The following is a 19,384-nucleotide window of genomic DNA, read 5'->3' as shown; positions in this document are numbered from 1 at the left end:
GGGTGGATCACAGGTGATGCCGGTCGCCCGGCCTTCCCTGCGCGGATGGTTTTAACGGTGTCCTTCGTGCTCTCCTCGGGGAGCGTTGCACTATTGCCCCGTCGCCTCGCCGCTGATCGATGCGCGCGCCGGTCGGCTGCCACATCACGGCGAGGTTTGACGCCAGAACCCCGGGCGTCGGGACCACACGACTTCTCCGTCCGCGGACGGCCTCGCCAGACACATCTGAGGCTCGCGTGTGCTCACCCCCGAGATCCAACCTGGCCGCTGTGACTGCGCCGTGTCGTAGCGCGCCGCGCATGACTCACGGTTGCCCGCCCTGTCATCGCCTGTCGCGCCGGCGCTACCGCGTCCACCGCACCCCGGCCCGCATCTCGTGACGATCGCGAAGCGCCCCTCTGGCAGGGCCGGGATGGCGTGTGTATGCCATAAATCCGAAATTCGGGAAAGTGGAATATTTTTGCGAGGAGGGGTTGACGGGGTTGGGTGTTTTGCCCGACGCTTCGCGAGACGTCTGCCGGCGCTTCCCCTCGGCCATACCGGGCCTTCAAAAAATCAAAAACAACCCCATGCAAAGTAGAACCTCACCCTCATTGCGGTGACGCAGTGCACTTAATTGAGGCAGCGTCTAAAGCCTCCGCGTTCATCATGGTTAAGTGCACCGAAACTACACTGTTACCGAAACCGAAACTAAGTAAGCCATGCGGAGTGCCCGCTGACTGATGCCTGCTATTGGCGGTTTGCAAATGAGCAGGGCGACTACGATAGTCCCTCGTCTCGAAGAATTTGCTTCGCCCCTTCGTCATTGAGCGCGGCGGCTCTCCGCACCCAATAAATGGCTCGCTCAAGATTCTTCGAAGCACCATTTAGGCCGTGATAATAGTTTACGATCATCTCTCGAATAACGGCTAAATCACCAGCCTCCGCTACTCGCTCCTTCAAATCGAAAGCTCGAAAGTAACGTTCCTTGGCAGCTCCAAGCCCACGCCGAAGAGCTCCTGAAAGATAGAGAAGCGACTCGCAGTCGTCCGGAGCGATAGACCTCTCGGCTCGTTCCATCCAGCTTAAGCTCGACGAATTGTCGCCCTTGTCCTGCAAATACTCCGCCATCTCGATCATGGCGAAGATAGAGCCCTTGGAAATAAACTCTTCCAGGTACGCAATACCCTTTCCTTCTTCGCCTTGTCTGAAGAGCTCCCTGGCCTCCCCCACTTGAAAGCCAAGCGCATCCGAGAACTGCATAGTCTAATCTCCCGGCCGACTTAGACTACCACGACCAATTGCGGTGCAGTCCAGCACTGTCACCGTAATCGATCGCTACCGCCAGCCCCCGGCACGTCAATCCAGTACTACCCCGACTATCCTGCTTCGCGCACGCCTGCATGGCCCGCCTGTCTCGCCGCCTTGACGAGCTTGCGCTCGAAAGTGACGAAGGCCTCGCAATGTCCCGATCTCGTCAGATGCAGCGCATCGGCGAAATCCATTCCCCTCTCGGCAAGGTCGAGCGCCGCCGCGACCATCGCGCCGTCCTCGACCATGACGGTCGGAAGTCCTGCGAACGCACGAAGCGCGTTCACGACGTCCGCAGCCTGATAGCCGTACGCGCTTCGCAGCACCCATTCGACTTCGAGGAGCACCGTGACGGCGGCAAAGACCCTCTGGCCGTCGATCAGGGCGCGGGCACGCGCGGATTGAGTGGCGTGATCTCCGGTCAGGTAGCGGACGATCAGATCGGTATCAATCGCAATCATGCCGCCGCCTGGCTTCGGCAAGCACGCCTGCGTCCATCTCTTCGAGCGTCTTCGGCTTGCCTCGATAATTCAAGACGCCGAACACCTCTTCCGGTCGCGTCGCCGCAAAGGCCGGCGCAGGCTTCAATAGGACGCCCTCCGAAGTCTCCTCGACGGTAAGCCGCGTTCCGGCCTTCCAGTCCCGCGACCTGCGAATGACGCTGGGCAGGATGACCTGCCCCTTGGTGGAAACGATAGTGGTGAGCTTATCCGTGTCGGCCATGGCCCAACCCTTCCGAGGTAGGAAAATGTAGATGAACACAGATGGAGTCAGATTCAAGCCGGCGGCTCGGTGAGGAAACCACATCGCGTCGATGGCCCGCCTGTGACGACGATCTCGCAGCTCAAAACAAAAGGCCCGGTCAGACGACCGGGCCTTTTGTTTCTCAATTGATCGACGCCCCGCTCAGGCCGCCTTCGACACCAGCGGCTCGCTCTCGATCAGCTCCGTGCCGATCAGATAGTCGCGGCAGCCGCGCAAGGATCGCAGCGCGCGGTTGAAGTCGAGGCCGGTCGAGACCAGCGCATGCAGCGTTGCCGGATTGCGCACGATGCCGCGCAGCACGGCGGCGAGGTCGATCTGGCCGTTCGGCTTGATCGCGGCGCGGGCGATTGCCGGCAGGGCGCGATGGGCGGGATCGCTGATGACGCGGACCGCTGCAAAGGGCAGCCCGGCTTCAGCGGCGTAGGCGGCCGCGATGTGGCTTTCCATGTCGACGGCGGCAGCGCCCGTCTCCGAATGCAGCGCCGCCTTACAGGCGCGCTTGGTGACCACTTCCTCGGCACCGGCGAGGCTGCCGCGCACCACGCGGCGGCGGCCCGAGGTCAGGCGGTCGATCAGATCGTCGCCGAGCGAGAGCCCGGCAGCCCAGCGGGTATCGCCGGACAGAACTTCGGTCGCCAGCACGACGTCGCCGGAGCGCAAGCTCGGGTCGAGCCCGCCGGCCACGCCGAAGGAGATCACGCCGCGAATCGTATCGGGATCCACCACCGTCAGAAGCGCCCGCAACTGGGCCGGGCTGCTGGATGAACAGATGACCGCCATTCCGGGCCCGGCCGCAATGCGGGCCTCCTGAACCAATCCAGTCACGATCAGTATCGGCCGCGGGTCGATGGTATTACCCGCGGTAAAATAGTCCCCCGTCCCCAAAGTCACATTCCGACCCCTACCACCCTGCTGTTGGTGTTCCGCAAGTTCCGATACCGCGCCAACGCCCACAGCGGAAAGAACTTTGGGTAACCATGATAACGTAGATAGAACACACGGGGGAAGCCTGTGGCGGTGTACCGCTGCTCGTCCCACATCCCTTTTTCGTTCTGTGTTGCAATCAGGTACTCCACCCCGCGGGCGACGGCCGGGTGATCAACCTCGCCTGCCGCCATGAGGGCAAGCAAGGCCCATGCCGTTTGCGAGGCGGTCGAGGGCGCGGCCTCCCATCCGCGGTAATCCAGCCGGTAGCTGACGGCATCCTCGCCCCAGCCGCCGTCGTCATTCTGGATCGAGGCCAGCCAGTCGGCCGCCTTGCGAATCATGGGGTCGTCGTGGCGGACGCCGGCCATGTTGAGGGCACAGAGCACCGACCAGGTTCCATAGATGAAATTCATGCCCCAGCGGCCGTACCACGATCCCTCCGGATGCTGGGTCTTCCGGAGGTAGGCGACCCCGTCGGCCACATGCTTGCTGGTCTTCTCGGTCTCGCCGAGCTGGGCCAGCATCGAGATGCAGCGCGCCGTGACGTCCTCGGTCGGCGGATCGAGCAGCGCGCCGTGGTCGGAGAACGGGATGTTGTTGAGATAATATTCGAGATTGTTGACGTCGAAGGCGGCCCAGCCGCCGTCGTCGCTCTGCATGCCCTCGATCCACTCCCGGCCGCGGGCGATCGCGGCGTCATAGCCGGTGGCGCCGTGCTCCCGGCGCATGCGGTCCATCGACATCACCACCACGGCGGTGTCGTCGAGATCAGGATAATGCGCGTTGTTATACTGGAAGGCCCAGCCGCCCGGACGCACGTCAGGCCGCTTTGCCGCCCAGTCGCCCTTCACCTCGAGCTCTTGCCGCGGGATCAGCCAGTCGAGGCCCTGCTTGGCCGCCGGCACCGCCGTGTCACCGCCGGCTTCCAGCAACGCGTGGGCGGTCAGCGTCGTGTCCCACACCGGCGAGACGCAGGGCTGGCAATAGGCCTCCTCGCCCTTGATGACGAGCAGCTTGTCGATGCCGCGGCGGGTGATCGCGCGCGGCGGATAATTCTCGTCCTTGCCGAGCGCGTCGTACATCATGACGATGTTGGCCATGGGCGGATAGATCGCGCCCATGCCGTCCTCGCCGTTGAGCCGTTCCTCGGTGAAGGCGAGCGCCGCATCGATGGCGCGCTTGCGCAGGCTCCTGGGAAACATCGGCTCGACCACGCGCAGGATCGCATCGAGCGAACGGAACAGCAGAAACCAGGCCATGCTCTGGTGCGGCGCCTTCGCGGTCATGCCGATCGAGCGTGGATCCTGCAGGAACAGCTCGTCGATGCCGACACCCAGCGGATTCCGCGCGCGCGGCTTCAGCGCCGCGAGCACCATCAACGGCACCATGGTGGTGCGCGCCCAATAGGAGATCTTGTTGAGGTGGAACGGCGACCAGAACGGCAGCAGCACGATCTCGATCGGCAGCACCGGCACCGCGCGCCAGGTCACCACGCCGTACATCGCAAGCAGGAAACGCGTGAACACGTTGCTGTGGATGGCGCCGCCGCGGGCATGGATCGCCTCGCGCGCACGCACCATGTGCGGGGCGTCGACGGAATCACCGATCATCTTCAACGCGAAGTACGCCTTCACGCTGGCGCTCATGTCGAACTCGCCGTCGTGCACCAGCGGCCAGCCGCCATGGGCGCCCTGGATGCGGCGAAGATAATTGGCGATCTTGGCTTCGAGCGCGGCGTTGACCGGCTCGGCGAGATAGTGGCGCAAGAGGACATATTCGGCCGGGATCGTGCAGTCGGCCTCGAGCTCGAAGACCCAATGGCCGTCGGATTGCTGGAAACCGATGACGCCCTGCGTCGCCGAGGCAATGCTCGATTCCAAAGCTTCGCGGCTGGTCGCGTTCACGGAATCCATCTCGCTCGATTGCTCCGATAGTCGATGAAAGTTGGCCGGGAGATTGCCCGTCAGGGCCGCTTTGCAGCCAGAACCAGATCGGCAGCGCGATCACCGGACCGGACCGATCCCTCGATGGTTGCAGGCAATCCCGTAGCAGTCCAATCCCCCGCAAGAAACAGGTTTTTCAGCGCAGTGACCGGCCCTGGACGCAGGGCATTCTGGGCGGGTGTCGCCGCAAATGTGGCACGGCGCTCGCGCACGATCTGCCATGGTGGCAGCTCGCCGGAGACGCCGCTGGCCTCGCAGACGTCGTTCCAGATCGCCTGCGCGAGTTCCTCGCGCGGCATGTCGACCAGACGGTCGCCATTGCTGATGGTGACGGAAAGCCGGTTCGGGAACGCGAACAGCCACTCCACGACGCCGCCGATCACGCCGAGGATCGGCGCCGAACCCTGCGGCGGTTCAATACGGAAATGCGCATTGACGATGGCGCGAAACTCCGTCGGCGTCTTCAAGCCCGGCAGCAGGCTGGCGGCGGCGCGCGGCGGCACCGCCATCACGACGACATCGCCCTCACTGAGCTGGATCACATCCTCGCCGCCGAAATTCAGCGCGCTGGCCTTGCCGTCACTGGTCGCGAATGAACGCAGCTCGTGACCGAGCTGAACAGTGTGGCCATGGTCCTGCAGAAACTTCACCGCGGGCTCGATCAGCACGGCGCTGAGGCCATCGCGCGCGATCAGGGGACGGCAGGCCTGTCCACCGGCAAGCAGCGTCTCGCGCACGATCGCGCCGGCAAGCCCGGCCGAGCCCTCGGGCGGATCGACGTTGAGAGCTGCGAGCAATAGCGGCTGCATCAGGCGCTGATAGAGCACGCCTTCACAAGGAATCGACTTGCCGACCAGCGTCTCTTCCGAGGCCCAGATCAGCGGCGCCAGCTTCAGGTAATCGGCAAGGCCGGTGTCGGGCACACGGCGACTCTCGTCGAGCACCCAGGTCGGCAACCGGCCGGCGCCGAGATCGATCTGCCAGCGCTGCCCGGTCTTGATGTCGACGAAGGGAAACTGTGCGCTTTCAGGGCCGACGAGACCGGCCTCGGTGCCGATCGATCGCGCATAGCCACGCGCGTGACTGTTGCCCGACAGCAGCAGATGATTGCCGTTGTCGATGGTGAGATTGGTGGCGCCGTCGAAATAGGAACGGCAGCGGCCGCCGGCCTGCTGCGTCGCCTCGTGCACGGCGACCTTGAAGCCGGCATTGGCGAGCCGCACGGCGGCGGAGAGGCCGGAAATCCCAGCACCGATGATGTGAGCTGTGTTTTGCATCAGATGAAAGCGTAGCGGAGCAGGATCAGGATACGTGTGACCTTCGACACACGCACCGGCTGGCGCGGCGCATTGAAGCCGCGCGCAATCAGCAGATCCAGAATGGAATGATAGTATTTCGACATGATCCGCGGCGCCCGCACCGCGCGGCGCTTGTTGCGGTTCATGATCTCGTCCGACTTCTCGAAATGCATCTTCGCACGCTGCGTCAGCGGCAGGCAGACCTTCGGCAGCGCGCGCTCGGCGATCACGCGGTTCGGATCATCAGAGGTGATGCCGGCATGCAGCAGCGCCTCGCGCGGCAGATAGAGCCGGCCGAGACCGGCGTCCTCATCGATGTCGCGCAGGATGTTGGTGAGCTGAAGCGCGCGGCCCAGATGATAGGCGAGCTGGATCCCGTCCTCTTCGGGCAGGCCAAAGACCCGCACCGACAGCCGACCCACGGCGCTGGCGACGCGATCGCAATAGAGATCGAGCGTCGCCATGTCGGGCGCGCGGATGTCCTGCGGCACGTCCATCTCCATGCCGTCGACGATCGCCAGGAAATCCTCGCCCTTGAGACCGAAGGTCTTCACCGAGGCGACGTAGTCCTTCAGCCGCGGCGGCGGATTGCCCTGATAGAGCGCGTCGATGTCGTTGCGCCACTCCTGAAGCGCGGCGAGGCGCTCCTCGCGCGGGCCATCGGAATCGGCGATGTCGTCGACCTGGCGGCAGAAGCTGTAGATCTGGAACATCGCTTCGCGCTGGTCATGCGGCAGGATGCGCATCGCGGCGTAGAAGGAGCTGCCGGATGCGGTCGAGCCATAATTGGCGCCGGGCGATGTCGCCTCAAGCGTCATGTGCAGTCCCCGGTCTGGAAATGGCCTTGCGTCCGATCGCGCGGCGGCCGACCTCGCCGATCATCCCGGCAAGGCTGAAGGTGAGAAGCTCGAACTTGTTCAGATGCACGCGCTCGCGCAAGGGATCGCGCACCTTCAAGAGGCGCACGATGCGGTCGGCATAGGCCTGGATCACCGAGACGTCGACGCCGAGGCGGTAATCCCGGATCTCTGCAGCTAACGACCTGCCCTCGTCGAGCAGCGCCTCGTTGCGGACGGCGAGCCCTTGCAGGCAGGCCAGCATCGCCGGCGGCGACTGCGCGAGGGCGAGCTGCTCGACGGAGGCGCCGTGTGCTGCCAGCGCATCGCGCGGCAGATAGACGCGGTTGAGCTCGCGGAAATCCTTGCCGCAATCCTGCAAATGGTTGTTGATCTGCAGGCCCGCGCAGAGCGCATCCGATGCGGCCCAGGTCGAGGTGCTCTCTCCGTGGACGTCGAGCATGAAACGGCCGACCGGCATCGCCGAATAGCGGCAATAGTGAATGACCTCGTCCCAATTCTCGTAGCGCAGCTTGGTCACGTCCATGCGGAAGGCGATGAGCACGTCGAGCGCATGGCGCGGCGCCATGCCGCGTTCGGCGAGCGCGCGGCGCAGGGTCACGGCCTCGGTCTGGGTGTCACCCTTGCCGAGCAGCTCCGCCTCGAGAAGGTCGAGATAGCTAAGCTTCCGGTCGGGCGGCAGCGTCGCGTGGTCGGCGATGTCGTCGGCGGTGCGGACGAAATTGTAATACGCCAGGATCAGGGCGCGATGACGCGGATGAATGATCCAGGACGCGACGGGAAAATTCTCGTCGCGGTCTCCCTTACCGGATCGCAATTCGCTCGCAGAGGTCATCGAGGGCTGGCTTACAATCGTTTGGATAGAAAGGGCTTCTTCGCTCGCGGGCTGATGCCGGCGATCCGCCGCGGCCCCCATATAGGGGAATACGGCCGCAAAACCAATCCTGTCTCTCGATGGCTGCCCTTCCGCGGATTGCGCCCGAAAAGGCGGCCCTCAAGGCCGCCCTTTGTGGGCCAGTGGCCGAGCTTACTGGTTGTGGGTCTTCAGGACCTGGTCACAGGCCTGCGAGATCTTGGCCCGGTTCTCCTTGAGGCAGGCCAGGATGGTGAAATCGCCCTGGTCGATGACCGGACGGCAGAACTTCTGCACGTCGCGCGTGCAGGCCTTCTGCTCGGCGTCCGTGCCACGCCCCTGCTGGGCGAACGCCGCCGTCGAAACAGATGCCGACAGCAGGGTGAGAGCGACGAGAAGCTTACGCATTGTATTCCTTCAATTCTGACGGCAGAAGCGCACCGGACCCGGACTGCACAGGGCGGACGACCGGAACGGATTGTTCTGATGGCAAGTCGCCGCTTCTGTAGCGGCCTCAGAGAAGGCACAAGCGCTGGCAAATGCGGCCAAATTGGCGCCGCGCCCACCAAATCAGGTCTTCCCTCGACCTTCCTTGGCAGATGTAAGGGGTTGATACTACGTCATAATTCAGAGGCACTGCGTTTTACTGCATACCTGTTGCAGAGCTGCATCTCTCCAACCCGCCTTTCCCGCCGGAAACATGCGGAAACGCGGCAAATCGGCCACTCCAAGCCTGGCGCGAGGCGTCGTGAAACGCCATCTGTGGCGGCTCGGCTTTGAACCTGACACAGGCTCGGCGCACTAAACTTTCGATGTGGCGAGACGTTCTCAAGTGTATGCGGGCGTCGTTCCAAAACGGGATATTCGAGATGACATTCTTTGGGCGATCTGGACTGGCAATCAAGGCGGCTGGCATTGGGGCGGCGCTGCTCTTCTCGGTTTCGACTGGCCACGCTCAGTCGGCCGGCCCGTTTGCCGGTTTCGACGGCGCCTGGACCGGCACCGGCACGGTGTCGCTGTCCGACGGCTCCACCGAGCGCATTCGCTGCAAGGCCGACTACAAGGTCGCCGGCAGCGGCCTCAGCCTGAAGCAGGCTCTGCACTGCGCGTCCGACAGCTACAAGTTCGACCTCACCAGCGACGTGACGAGTCAGGGCGAGCGCATCTCCGGCAATTGGAGCGAGGCCAGCCGCAACATCTTCGGCAATCTCCAGGGCACCGCCGGCGGCGGCCAGATCGACGTGTTCGTCGAGGCCAACGGTTTTGCCGCCAACCTCTCGCTGCGCACCAACGGCACCAAGCAGACGGTGCAGATCAGCTCCAAGGGCGAGATTCGTGGCGTCAACATCACCATGACGAAGAGCTGATCCTCTCGTCTCAGCCAAGAGAAACACGGCCCCCGGTTCGCGCGAGCCGGGGGCTTTTTGCTGGCATTCGTGGGATCATCCGCGCCGAGGCGAAAGCGCAGGGCGGCCTTCGGCGCTTCGCTCAGATCGCCGGCTTGTCGGTGCCCTGCAGCTTGGCGTGCAAGTTGATCAGCCACATTGCCGTCGGCCTGAGGATGAAGAGGTCGGCGACCAGCGCCATGACCATCGAGAAGGCGCTGAGCCAGCCGAACAGCCGCAGCGACGGCAGGTCGGAGAACACGGTGACGACGAGGCCGCAGGCCAGCACCACCGTGGTCAGAATCAGCGCCGGTCCAACCAGCACGGTCGCCCGCTCCACCGCGAGCCCGGAGCCGACGCCCGGCTTGCTCTCCAGCCGGAGGCGGTTGAGGAAGTGGATGGTGGCACTCAAGCCCAGCCCGAACGAGACGGTGAGCGCGACGACGCTGGCGAACTGCAGGCCCTCGCCCATCGCCCACAGCACAGTTCCCGACATCACCACGGGGAAGATGCCCGGCAGGATGCAGGCGAACATCACCACCCAGGAGCGGAAGGCAAGGCCGATGAAGATCGCGACCAGCGCGAATTCGACGGTGAGCCCGCGGTTCAGCTTCTCGATCATGCTGGCCGAGTTGCGCGCGGCGATCGCGGCAAGACCGGTTACCGCGACCTCATAGCCGGGATGCTTCTTGCGGACGGCGTCGAGCTCGGAATCGAGCTTGTCGACGATCGGCAGGAGCTGGCTGGAATCCTTGTCCGGCACGCGGCCGGCCACCACGACGGCATCCTGCTCGGCGTCGATGAAGCGCCGCACCAGATGCTCGGGGATGACGCTGACATATTCCTTCAGCGTCGCGACGTCGGCGCTGCCGGCCTTCTCCGCCAGCCAGCGGCGCAGCGTCTCCAGCGACCAGACGTTGCCGACGCCCGCGGCCTTCTCGACCGTTGCGTGCACCTCGGCGATGGTCTGGAGCGTCTCCGGCGAATAAAGCGATTGCCCCTTCGGAAACGCGATCAGCACGTTGACCGGATTGGCGCCGGTGAGCTTGGCATCAAGCCGGTCGCTGGCGGCAACCGCCTGACGCTTGTCCGGCACCTGGTCGGCGAGCCGGTAGCGCGGCTCCAGATTGGCGTAGATGACGCCGAGGCCGCCGACGAACAGCACCGCGATCAGGCTGAACAGGCCGGGACGTCCGACCATGCGCACCGCGATCCAGTAGCAGAAATTGCGCAGCGCCTGGACGCCGGCATCCGCGCTCTGGAACTTGACCGCGAAGGTCTTCTCGTTGCGCACGAGCAGCACGCCGAACACCGGCACCAGCGACAGCACCGCGACCAGCGCGATGATGGTGGCGGCGAGACCCGCCTCGCCGAACTTGCGGATCAGGTCGGAGTTGGAGAACTGGAGCGCGATGAAGGAAATGCCGGCGGTGCCGTGCGTCAGCACGCAGGCCGGTCCCACCACCAGCACGGCGTTCTTGAACGCGGTGAACTTGTCCTGGCCCGCGATCAGCCGGTCGCGCGCGGCGAAGGTGAGCTGCATCGAGTCCGAGAAGCTGATCACCATGATGAGCGGCGTCATCACGTTCAGGAACATGTTGAGATTGAAATTGGCCCAGCCGAGCGCGCCGAGCGCCAGCAGGATCGCGATCATCGGCGGGAATGCCGCCGCGACCATGAAGGAGATCTTGCGGAAGAAGATGATGGCGATGATGCAGCCGGCGAGAATGCCGAGAATGTTGTAGGTGAGGCCGTCGCGCTCGACCGCGTTGCGGATCTCGAGCTGCATCACGGGCACGCCGGAGAGCTGCACGTTGAGTCCGGTGTCGCTGAGATCCTCCTTCATCAGCCCGCGGATGTCGGCGACGGTCTTGGTCAGCTTGCTGGAGGCGACCACCTCCGGATCGAGCGACAGCACGATCAGCGCCAGCGTGCCGTCTTCCGACAACAGCTTGCCGCGGATGATCTCGTTGTTTTTGACGGTCTCGATGAACTTGTCGTAGTCGGCACCTTCGGGCAGCTCGGGCGGGAACAGCGCCGCCGGCAGCCTGCCCGGCGCCGGCGCCTGGCGCGCCGAGAACAGCGAGACCAGGCCGCGCGTGCCCTCGACCAGCTGCATGTCGGTGACGAAGTCGCGCAGCTTCTCGAGATTGTTTCGCGCCAGGAGGTTCTTGCCTTCCACCACGACGAGGACGTCGAATTCCTCGGCCGGGAACTTCTTGGTCACCTCTTCATATTGGCGGAATTCGCGGCTGTCGGAGCGGAACAGCTGCGACAGCGAATCATCGATCTTGATCCGGTGGATGCCGAATACGGCACCGACGATCAAGACCAATAGGACGACGCAGGACACGATCGGCGCCCGGACCGCGATCAGCCCGAGCCGCTCCAGCCCGAAGGCGATCGAGGACGTAGGCCCCTGCTCGACCTTGTCGACATGAACCTCATTCTCGCTGTGCTTTTCGAGCATGCCTTATCCAGTTCCTAAATCGGCTCAGTCTTGAGAGCTTATCGCGCCCCGCGAACGGCTTGAAAACGCCATACCAATGGGAGGCTTGCCCTTTGAAAATGCGCGGAAAATCGCCGCGAGGGGTTTAGCAGGTCAACCGGTCTTTTCGCAAGCAGGCGAAGTGTGGCCAAATCGATCAAGAAGCGGCGATCTGGGCCGGGATGCCGCTCATCCGGGCGGGAATGTGCCAATTCGAGGCGGTGCGCGGTCCGCGCTCTCGTCCTTGAGCGCCACGCCGCTGACCTGCCGCGCCAGTCCCTCGCGGACCAGCCAGGCGATCTTGAAGGCGGCCTCGTCATAACTGAGCCCGGCGTGGTGGATGTTGGACACGCAATTGCGCTCGGCATCGGTGCGGCCGGGCTTCGGCGCGAACGTCAGATAGGCGCCGAGACTGTCGGGCGCCGACAGGCCCGGCCGCTCGCCGATCAGCGTCACGACCATGCGCGCGCCGAGAATGGCGCCGATCTCGTCGCCGAGCGCGACGCGCGCGCCCGAGGCGACGACGACGTGGCCGACCGCGACGCCATCCCCTTCCGCTTCCGCGAGCAGCGGCAGCAAGTGCCTCACCAGGGCCACCGCATGGGCATGGACCGCGGCCGCGGACAGGCCGTCGCCGATCACGAGCGCGAGCTGGCACGGGGCCGAGGCTGCCCGCGCCAGAAGCTCGGCCGAGCCGGGTTCAAGCCGTCGTCCCAGATCCGGCCGCCTCAGGTAGTCTCTGCGGTCGATCGCCTGGCTCCTGACCTCGGCGACGGCAAGTCCAAGCGCGCCGAGATCGGCGAGCAGACGCGGCGCATCGAAGGCGGCGTGCACGGCATCGCGGGCGCGGGCATGATCGAGCGTGAAATCGAGCAGCGCCTTGGTCGGCACGCTTGCGCCACTGCGCCCGAGCGCGACACGTGCGGGCGTGAATGACCTGAGGTCGATGGTCGGGCGAGCCAGAGCGGACTTGTCACTCATTCGGCGGGAACAGCGGCCTCGCGCAGCCGGATCGAGTAGTTCGAGGCGTTCTGCTTGCCGCTGGAGGCCGCGCGGGCAAAGGTGATGAGGTGATGCGCGATCGTGGCGCAGCCGATCAGGCCTTCGATGTCGCCGCGCCTGATGCGCCCCAGTGCGAACTTCCAGAACACGCGCCTGTAGTCGCCGAGCACGCCGACCTTCCAGAAGATGTTGCGCAGCATGACGAGGCCGCGCCGGATGTTCGGCCAGGTCTTCATCTCGTCCGGCGTCGGCACCTTGAGGCGGTTCACATAGACGTGGTCGCATTGATGCTGGTAGCGCGCGTAAACCTTCTCGGGCGCGTAGGCGACCGCCATGGCGTGCTTCCACGAGGCGACGACCTCGTCATAGGGCAACAGGAAATCGACGTTGGAATCGCGGCCGTCGTCTTCGACCAGCCGCCCCTCACGCTCGAGCCGGTCCCACAGCGGGGTCTTCGGCAGCGCCTGAAGCAGGTTGATCGTGAGCAGCGGAATACGCGAATCCTCCACGAAGGCGAGCAGGGCCTCCGACGTATTCGGCTTGTCGGTGTCGAGTCCCATGATGATGCCGGACACGACCTCCATGCCGTAGGCGTTGATGGTGCGCACGCCCTCCAGGATCGGGACCATCATGTTGTGGTCCTTGTGCATGGCGTGCAGCGCATCGGGGTCGGGCGTCTCGATGCCGCAGAAGATGGTGATGAAATAGGCCTCCCGCATCTTCTCGAGAATCTCGGGACGCTTGGCGATGTTGAGCGTCGCCTCGCAGGCGAGCCGGACAACGTAGCCGGTCCGCTTCTGCCATTCGATCAGATGCGGCAACAGGTCCATCGCCGCCTTGCGGTTGCCGATGAAATTGTCGTCGACGAAATAGACCGTGTCGGTCATGCCGCATTCGCGCAGGCGGTCGAGCTCGGCGATGATCTGCTGCGGCGACTTGATGCGCGGGTTGCGGCCGTAGAGACCGGGGATGTCGCAGAACTCGCACTGATAGGGGCAGCCGCTGGAATACTGGATGCTGCCGAGGAAATACTTCTTCACGTCCGCGAGCTCGTAGGCCGGGATCGGAAACTCCGTCATCGGCACGCGGTCTTTGGTCGTGAGCACGACTTGGCTCTCGGGGCGCGAGGTGTCGCGCGACAAAATCTCGATCAGCTGGTTGGTGGCATCGCCGAGCTCGCCGACATGGAGATAGTCGAACGACGGGTAGTAGTCGGGACAGGCGCTGACGGAGGGGCCGCCGAGCGCGACCGGCAGGTCGAACTCATGCGCGCGGCGGCAGATGTCGTTCATCTGCTGGCGCTGGATGTGCATGCCGCTGACGAAGACCGCCTCGGCCCATTCGAACTCTTCCCTGGTCGTGGGGCGGAGGTTCTCGTCGACGAATTTGACCTGCCAGTCTTTCGGCAGATAGGCCGAGATCAGCAGCAGCCCCTGCGGCGGCATGAATGCACGGACACCATCGGTCAACGGATAGGAATACTCGAACGTACCGAACGACGAGGTGTAGCGCGGAAATACACAGAGGATCCGCCGGGACGTTCCGTTACTTTCAGCTCGCATCAAAGCTCCCCCGCCACGCTCGACCGAATGGTGCGGAAATTGCCAGCCAGACAGATAGCGTAATGCTGTCGCCGGAATTTCTCAATATCGTGGCACAAGCATAATTCCGGGAGGCGCCGATGGTTTCCTGAAGGGGAGAGTTTGAGCTTCGTACCGCCTCACGCGATCAGCCGCGAGGCAAAATCAGGCAGCAGGCCTGCATCGCCGGCAAGCCGGAAATCGGCCCCCGTAATGCCCGACCGCGCCAGCCAGTCGTCGAATTCCGGCGCGCGGCGCAAACCGAAGACGTCACGGACATAGAGCGCGTCGTGAAAAGACGTGGATTGGTAGTTCAGCATGACGTCGTCGGCACCGGGGACGCCCATGATGAAGGTGACGCCGGCGGCGGCGAGCAGCGTCAGCAGATTGTCCATGTCGTCCTGGTCCGCCTCGGCATGGTTGGTATAGCAGATGTCGATCCCGAGCGGCAGGCCGAGCAGCTTGCCGCAGAAATGATCCTCCAGGCCTGCCCGGATGATTTCCTTGCCGTCATAGAGATATTCCGGGCCGATGAAGCCGACCACACTGTTGACCAAGAGCGGGGCAAAGGCGCGGGCGACCGCATAGGCGCGCGCCTCGCAGGTCTGCTGGTCGACGCCATGATGGGCGCCCGCCGACAGCGCCGAGCCCTGGCCGGTCTCGAAATACATCACGTTCTGCCCGACGGTGCCGCGTCGCAGCGACAGCCCGGCCTCCTGCGCCTCCTTCAGAAGCGCCAGGTCGATGCCGAAGCTGCGGTTGGCGGCCTCGGTGCCGGCGACCGACTGGAAGACGAGATCGACCGGCACGCCCTGCCCGATCAGCGATAGCGTCGTCGTGACATGGGTCAGCACGCAGCCCTGCGTCGGGATCTTCAGCCGCGCGATGATCTCGTCGAGCAGGCGCAGCAATTGCGCGATGACGGCCGGATCGTCGCTCGCGGGATTGATGCCGATGCAGGCATCGCCGGCCCCGAGCAGGATGCCGTCGAGGATCGAGGCGGTGATGCCCCTGGCATCGTCGAACGGATGGTTCGGCTGCAGCCGCGTGCTCATCCGGCCCTTCAGGCCGATGGTGTTGCGGAAGGCGGTGGTGACCTCGCATTTCCGGGCGGCCAGGATCAGATCCTGGTTGCGCATCAGCTTTGACACGGCGGCCGCCATTTCCGGCGTGATGCCGCCCGCCAGCTTGCGCAGGACATCTGGGGTGGCGGCATCCGACAGCAGCCAGTCGCGGAAGCCGCCGACCGTCAGGGAGGCCACCGGCGCGAAGGCCTTTGCGTCATGGCTGTCGATGACGAGACGGGTGACCTCGTCGGCCTCATAGGGAATGACGGCTTCCTGCAGGAATCTTGCGAGCGGTACGTCGGCGAGCGCCATCCGCGCCGCGATCATCTGCTCGGCCGTGTCGGCGGCGATCCCGGCCAGCCGGTCGCCGGAGCGCGGCGGCGTCGCCTTGGCAAGGAGGTCGCGCAGGTCCGCGAAGGTGTGGATCGTGGCGTCGATGGTGTGGCGGTAGACCAAGGGCTCCTCCGGGTTCGTCGGCCAATGGCCGAGTCCAGCGCGATCCCAAGACTATACCTTCAGATCAAGACGCTGAAATATCTTACCTTTCTTTCGACTTAGGGCGAAGGCGCAAAGCCTGCCCGTTAACGCTGCATCCATCTTCATTCTGCATAGTTTTGCATCAAATCCAAACGACCGTGCTCACCGGGCCGCTCCAGGCCATCTCAGGCTCCTTGAACACCATGCCATCAGACCGATCTGGGAATGCCGCCGGCCTCGCCGGCCGCTTCACGCTTGCCAACAAGCTCTATGCGATCTTCGCGCTGTTCGCACTGCTCACGGCGGCGATCGCGGGGCTGTCCGACTACAACAGCCGCCGCAGCGCGGACCTCGCCAGCGCGATCGAAACGGCGAACGCCGCCGCGCTGAACGTCGAGCGGGTCAACTCGCTGGTCTATGCGGTCGTGATGGAGTCGCGCGGCGTCTACATGTCGACTGAGCCTGCCGTCGTGAAGAAATACGGCGAGGGCCTGCTCAAGTTCAACGAGCAGATCCTGGGCGTCGTGAAGCGCTGGGAGACCATCGTCAAAGCCGACGATGCCGAGCAGTTCGCGACCTTCAAGAAGCGCATCGAGCAGTTCGTCGAGTTCCGCAAGGAGCTGGTGCGCCGCGGCGTCGAGATCAATGCGGCCGCCGGCCGCGAATGGGGCGACAACGACGCCAACCGCAGCGTACGCTCGGCCCTGAACAAGGATCTCGAGGCGCTGTCCAAGGTCTATGCCGAGCGCGGGAGGCAAATCGCGCAGCAGACCGAGACCAATCGCGAATTGTCCTTCGTGCTCACCTGCCTCGGCGGCGTGGCTCTGGCCCTCGTCGTGATCGGCATCGTCATCATCGCCCGCTCGATCGCCCGGCCGCTTGCCGCGATCACCGCCACCATCAAGCAGGTCGCCGACGGGACCGAGGACGTCGTGGTGCCGCACTCGGGTCGCGCCGACGAGATCGGCGCGCTTGCCCGCGCGATACAGGTCTTCCAGGATGCGATGGACCGCAACCGCAACCTCGCCTCGCAGGTCTCGCAGGATTCCGCCGCGCGCGAGGAGCGCGCCCGTCACATCGAGCGATCCGTCGAGGCGTTTGGCGAAGCGATCGGCGCGATCATGCGCGGCCTCAGCGACAACGCCTCCGTCATGCGCGAGACGGCGCAGACCATCACCCGCGTCACCGCGGACGCCTCCAGCCGCGCCGGCACGGCGGCGAACGCCACCGAGCAGGCCTCGCACAACGTCACGGCGGTGGCGGGCGCGGCCGAGGAGCTGTCGGCCTCGGTGGTGGAAATCGGCCGCCAGGTGCGGCAGAGCGCCGGCGCGGTCGAGCAGACCGGCCAGCGCACTGAGAAGTCGATCTCGGAGATCGAGAGCCTTGCCGCGGCCACGCAGCGCATCGACGGCGTGCTCAGCCTGATCCAGGCGATCGCCGAGCAGACCAACCTGCTGGCGCTCAACGCCACCATCGAGGCCGCGCGGGCCGGCGATGCCGGCCGCGGCTTTGCCGTCGTCGCCCATGAGGTGAAGGCGCTGGCAGGACAGACCGCGAAGGCGACCGCCGACATCAGCGAGAACGTCGCGATGATCCAGGCTTCGACCCGCAACGCGGTCGACGCCGTCAGCGAGATCGGCGGCGCGGTGCGCGAGATCAACGAGGTCACTTCGGCGATCTCCGGCGCCGTCAGTCAGCAGGACGCCGCCACCCGCGAGATATCCTCCAACGCGCAAAGCGCCGCACAGGGCAACGCGACGCTGGTGGCGAACATCACCTCGCTCCGCGACGCCATCGGCGAGACCGACACCGCGGCAGCTTCGGTGCTGACGGCGGCCAGCAGCCTGACCGAGACGGCGGACACGCTGTCGCGCGAGGTGGAGACGTTCTTCCGGAACTTGCGGTCGGGGTCGGCGGACGGCCGCATCGCCAAGGCGGGGTGACGAAGCGTCCACCGTTCACGACGACGGCGGCGCCCAAAAGAAAAACTGAAAAACAACCCCATGCACAGTAGCCGGGGTTAGCGAGATCAATGACTTGGCTGAGCGTTCAGCCCACCGGCCCAGTGGTCCAATCGTCACCGGACAGCGGCTTGACCGCGACGTCAGGAATGACTCCAAGCTCCATGCTCGGATCGAAGTGGCGCATCGTCCGCTCATTGAGGTCAATGATGCGACCGGGCCTGAGCGGCCCCACGTCGTTGATCTTGACGATGACCTTCTTACCGACGGCCTCGACGAGAGCATATTTCGGTCGCGCTCCAAATTTGATTCCACCAAATTTCTGACGCAAGTTCGTCTTGATGGCAGCCGCCCAAACCGAGGGATCATAACGCTCGCCGGAGGCTGTGCTCGGGCCGCCCTCCTCCTTGCCGGGCTTGAACGGATTATACGTGGATGCTGCGCCAACGATCGCATCCCCAGAGGCGGCATCGACGACGGCGCTTGAATGAACCCTATTTGTTTCGCTTCGCGCGACGGACACAGAAACGACAAGCGCAATCAGGGCGCCGCAAATCGCGGCGCTCGAGCGGAACACCATTATATCTCCTTTGATTTTCTCGATCGTCCGGTTCACGACGCCGCAACATGGGCAAGCGAACGCGAAAGCGTTTCGGAACTTGCGCCAATCTTGTGCGGATTCCAGCCAACCCTGGCTGCGGAACCGTTGCGGGAACCAGAGCAGTCCCCACACAGTGTTTTAGTTGCCACCGTCTAAGACAGGGATTGCGTCAGCAACATGACACCGAGAGCCACGAGTCTCCGCTCCGGAGTCTTACGTGCTCGGCGATAGAAGCGCATTGCGCGACTTTCCAACAGCGCAAGACTGCAGGACACGTTGCATATCGTTGTTCGGCAACAGGAGGCTCGAGCCTACTCCACCCCGCCGCGCTTGATCAGCTCCTTGCCCACCGCGGCGAGATGCACCTGATCCGGCCCGTCGCCGATGCGGATGAAGCGGGCGTAGACATAGGCGCGGGCGAGGAACGTATCCTGCGAGACGCCGGCAGCGCCGTGGATCTGGATGGCGCGATCGATGACACGGGCGGCCATGCTGGGGACCACGATCTTGGCGGCGGCGATCAAATCGCGCGCCGCCTTGTTGCCCTCGCGATCCATCTTGTCGGCGGCCTGCAGCGTCAACAGCCGCGCCTGGGCGATCTCGCAGAAGGAGAGCGCGATATCCTCGCGCACGGAGCCCTGCTCGGCGAGCGGCTTGCCGAAGGCCGTGCGTGTTGAAAGTCCATGGTGGTCTCTCCACAATCGAAAGTATGGTAGGGTGGGCAAAGCGAAGCGTGCCCACGCATTCCTTGCGACTGAGAGAGGTGGTGGGCACGGCGCGAGGGCGCCTTTGCCCACCCTCATATGGGGATTTGTAAGTCAAGCCTGTTCGATCTGTCCGGGTAAGGGACTTGCGGTAGGAGGGCGGCGCGCGGAGCCATGCGTAGCGCA

Annotated in this window: 17 protein-coding genes; 2 read left to right on the top strand and 15 right to left on the bottom strand. The window is 64.4% G+C overall.

Going from position 1 to position 19,384, the window contains the following annotated elements; genetic code table 11:
* Positions 1-759: 759 nt before the first annotated feature.
* From IVA79_RS30270 to IVA79_RS30230, 9 genes are all read right to left on the bottom strand, one after another.
* Entirely contained in the window at positions 760-1,242 is a 483-nt protein-coding gene (locus IVA79_RS30270) for a hypothetical protein (protein WP_247560005.1), read from the bottom strand.
* A 116-nt stretch (positions 1,243-1,358) separates the two neighbouring features.
* Entirely contained in the window at positions 1,359-1,751 is a 393-nt protein-coding gene (locus tag IVA79_RS30265) for a type II toxin-antitoxin system VapC family toxin (protein WP_247560003.1), read from the bottom strand.
* Positions 1,738-2,013, bottom strand: coding sequence for an AbrB/MazE/SpoVT family DNA-binding domain-containing protein (locus IVA79_RS30260; protein WP_247560001.1), 276 nt, complete (start codon positions 2,011-2,013; stop codon positions 1,738-1,740). Before IVA79_RS30260 ends, IVA79_RS30265 begins: the two co-directional genes overlap by 14 nt.
* A gap of 183 nt (positions 2,014-2,196) precedes the next feature.
* On the bottom strand, positions 2,197-2,946 hold the full coding sequence (locus IVA79_RS30255; RefSeq protein ID WP_247559999.1) for a phosphorylase: 750 nt from the start codon (positions 2,944-2,946) through the stop codon (positions 2,197-2,199).
* The gene (gene shc / locus IVA79_RS30250; protein ID WP_247559997.1) at positions 2,943-4,895 is read right to left on the bottom strand and encodes a squalene--hopene cyclase; all 1,953 of its coding nucleotides are present in this window, start codon (positions 4,893-4,895) and stop codon (positions 2,943-2,945) included. Before shc ends, IVA79_RS30255 begins: the two co-directional genes overlap by 4 nt.
* A gap of 50 nt (positions 4,896-4,945) precedes the next feature.
* The gene (gene hpnE, locus IVA79_RS30245) at positions 4,946-6,202 is read right to left on the bottom strand and encodes a hydroxysqualene dehydroxylase HpnE (RefSeq protein WP_247559995.1); all 1,257 of its coding nucleotides are present in this window, start codon (positions 6,200-6,202) and stop codon (positions 4,946-4,948) included.
* Complete coding sequence (hpnD, locus tag IVA79_RS30240) at positions 6,202-7,041, bottom strand: presqualene diphosphate synthase HpnD (RefSeq protein ID WP_247559992.1); 840 nt, start codon at positions 7,039-7,041, stop codon at positions 6,202-6,204. Before hpnD ends, hpnE begins: the two co-directional genes overlap by 1 nt.
* Entirely contained in the window at positions 7,031-7,915 is an 885-nt protein-coding gene (hpnC, locus tag IVA79_RS30235) for a squalene synthase HpnC (RefSeq protein ID WP_247559990.1), read from the bottom strand. The genes hpnD and hpnC overlap by 11 nt, the downstream gene beginning before the upstream one ends.
* Positions 7,916-8,107: 192 nt before the next feature.
* Positions 8,108-8,341 (bottom strand): hypothetical protein, encoded by a 234-nt coding sequence (locus tag IVA79_RS30230; protein WP_018315694.1) that lies wholly within the window; start codon positions 8,339-8,341, stop codon positions 8,108-8,110.
* 461 nt (positions 8,342-8,802) lie between these two features.
* On the opposite strand from IVA79_RS30230, the gene IVA79_RS30225 reads away from it, so the two are divergent.
* Entirely contained in the window at positions 8,803-9,300 is a 498-nt protein-coding gene (locus IVA79_RS30225) for a hypothetical protein (RefSeq protein WP_247559988.1), read from the top strand.
* A gap of 121 nt (positions 9,301-9,421) precedes the next feature.
* Here IVA79_RS30225 and IVA79_RS30220 read toward each other — a convergent pair whose 3' ends face one another.
* From IVA79_RS30220 to IVA79_RS30205, 4 genes are all read right to left on the bottom strand, one after another.
* Positions 9,422-11,788, bottom strand: a complete 2,367-nt coding sequence (locus IVA79_RS30220) for an MMPL family transporter (protein ID WP_247559986.1) — start codon at positions 11,786-11,788, stop codon at positions 9,422-9,424.
* 207 nt (positions 11,789-11,995) lie between these two features.
* Positions 11,996-12,787, bottom strand: coding sequence for an ethanolamine ammonia-lyase subunit EutC (gene eutC, locus IVA79_RS30215; protein WP_247559984.1), 792 nt, complete (start codon positions 12,785-12,787; stop codon positions 11,996-11,998).
* On the bottom strand, positions 12,784-14,370 hold the full coding sequence (locus tag IVA79_RS30210) for a B12-binding domain-containing radical SAM protein (protein ID WP_247559982.1): 1,587 nt from the start codon (positions 14,368-14,370) through the stop codon (positions 12,784-12,786). Before IVA79_RS30210 ends, eutC begins: the two co-directional genes overlap by 4 nt.
* 158 nt (positions 14,371-14,528) lie before the next feature.
* On the bottom strand, positions 14,529-15,911 hold the full coding sequence (locus IVA79_RS30205; protein ID WP_247559980.1) for an ethanolamine ammonia-lyase subunit EutB: 1,383 nt from the start codon (positions 15,909-15,911) through the stop codon (positions 14,529-14,531).
* A 224-nt stretch (positions 15,912-16,135) separates the two neighbouring features.
* Between IVA79_RS30205 and IVA79_RS30200 the strand changes: the two genes are divergently transcribed.
* Entirely contained in the window at positions 16,136-17,875 is a 1,740-nt protein-coding gene (locus tag IVA79_RS30200) for a methyl-accepting chemotaxis protein (protein WP_247559978.1), read from the top strand.
* A 106-nt stretch (positions 17,876-17,981) separates the two neighbouring features.
* Here IVA79_RS30200 and IVA79_RS30195 read toward each other — a convergent pair whose 3' ends face one another.
* Together IVA79_RS30195 and IVA79_RS30190 are read right to left on the bottom strand one after the other, a co-directional pair.
* On the bottom strand, positions 17,982-18,473 hold the full coding sequence (locus IVA79_RS30195) for a septal ring lytic transglycosylase RlpA family protein (RefSeq protein ID WP_249816243.1): 492 nt from the start codon (positions 18,471-18,473) through the stop codon (positions 17,982-17,984).
* A 332-nt stretch (positions 18,474-18,805) separates the two neighbouring features.
* Positions 18,806-19,297 (bottom strand): acyl-CoA dehydrogenase family protein, encoded by a 492-nt coding sequence (locus IVA79_RS30190; protein WP_249816240.1) that lies wholly within the window; start codon positions 19,295-19,297, stop codon positions 18,806-18,808.
* Positions 19,298-19,384: the final 87 nt, after the last annotated feature.

Origin of the sequence: Bradyrhizobium sp. 138 (genome assembly GCF_023074075.1) — a bacterium.
GTDB lineage: Bacteria > Pseudomonadota > Alphaproteobacteria > Rhizobiales > Xanthobacteraceae > Bradyrhizobium.
The sequence above is the reverse complement of the archived record's forward strand: the minus strand, read 5'-3'. Positions and strand labels throughout refer to the sequence as shown.

Bases quoted from the DNA above. Each gene is read 5' to 3' on its own strand.
- IVA79_RS30270 (WP_247560005.1), bottom strand. From the start codon at position 1,242: ATGCAGTTCTCGGATGCGCTTGGCTTTCAAGTGGGGGAGGCCAGGGAG.
- IVA79_RS30265 (WP_247560003.1), bottom strand. From the start codon at position 1,751: ATGATTGCGATTGATACCGATCTGATCGTCCGCTACCTGACCGGAGAT.
- IVA79_RS30260 (WP_247560001.1), bottom strand. From the start codon at position 2,013: ATGGCCGACACGGATAAGCTCACCACTATCGTTTCCACCAAGGGGCAG.
- shc (WP_247559997.1), bottom strand. From the start codon at position 4,895: ATGGATTCCGTGAACGCGACCAGCCGCGAAGCTTTGGAATCGAGCATT.
- hpnE (WP_247559995.1), bottom strand. From the start codon at position 6,202: ATGCAAAACACAGCTCACATCATCGGTGCTGGGATTTCCGGCCTCTCC.
- hpnD (WP_247559992.1), bottom strand. From the start codon at position 7,041: ATGACGCTTGAGGCGACATCGCCCGGCGCCAATTATGGCTCGACCGCA.
- hpnC (WP_247559990.1), bottom strand. From the start codon at position 7,915: ATGACCTCTGCGAGCGAATTGCGATCCGGTAAGGGAGACCGCGACGAG.
- IVA79_RS30230 (WP_018315694.1), bottom strand. From the start codon at position 8,341: ATGCGTAAGCTTCTCGTCGCTCTCACCCTGCTGTCGGCATCTGTTTCG.
- IVA79_RS30225 (WP_247559988.1), top strand. From the start codon at position 8,803: ATGACATTCTTTGGGCGATCTGGACTGGCAATCAAGGCGGCTGGCATT.
- IVA79_RS30220 (WP_247559986.1), bottom strand. From the start codon at position 11,788: ATGCTCGAAAAGCACAGCGAGAATGAGGTTCATGTCGACAAGGTCGAG.
- eutC (WP_247559984.1), bottom strand. From the start codon at position 12,787: ATGAGTGACAAGTCCGCTCTGGCTCGCCCGACCATCGACCTCAGGTCA.
- IVA79_RS30210 (WP_247559982.1), bottom strand. From the start codon at position 14,370: ATGCGAGCTGAAAGTAACGGAACGTCCCGGCGGATCCTCTGTGTATTT.
- IVA79_RS30200 (WP_247559978.1), top strand. From the start codon at position 16,136: ATGCCATCAGACCGATCTGGGAATGCCGCCGGCCTCGCCGGCCGCTTC.
- IVA79_RS30195 (WP_249816243.1), bottom strand. From the start codon at position 18,473: ATGGTGTTCCGCTCGAGCGCCGCGATTTGCGGCGCCCTGATTGCGCTT.
- IVA79_RS30190 (WP_249816240.1), bottom strand. From the start codon at position 19,297: ATGAGGGTGGGCAAAGGCGCCCTCGCGCCGTGCCCACCACCTCTCTCA.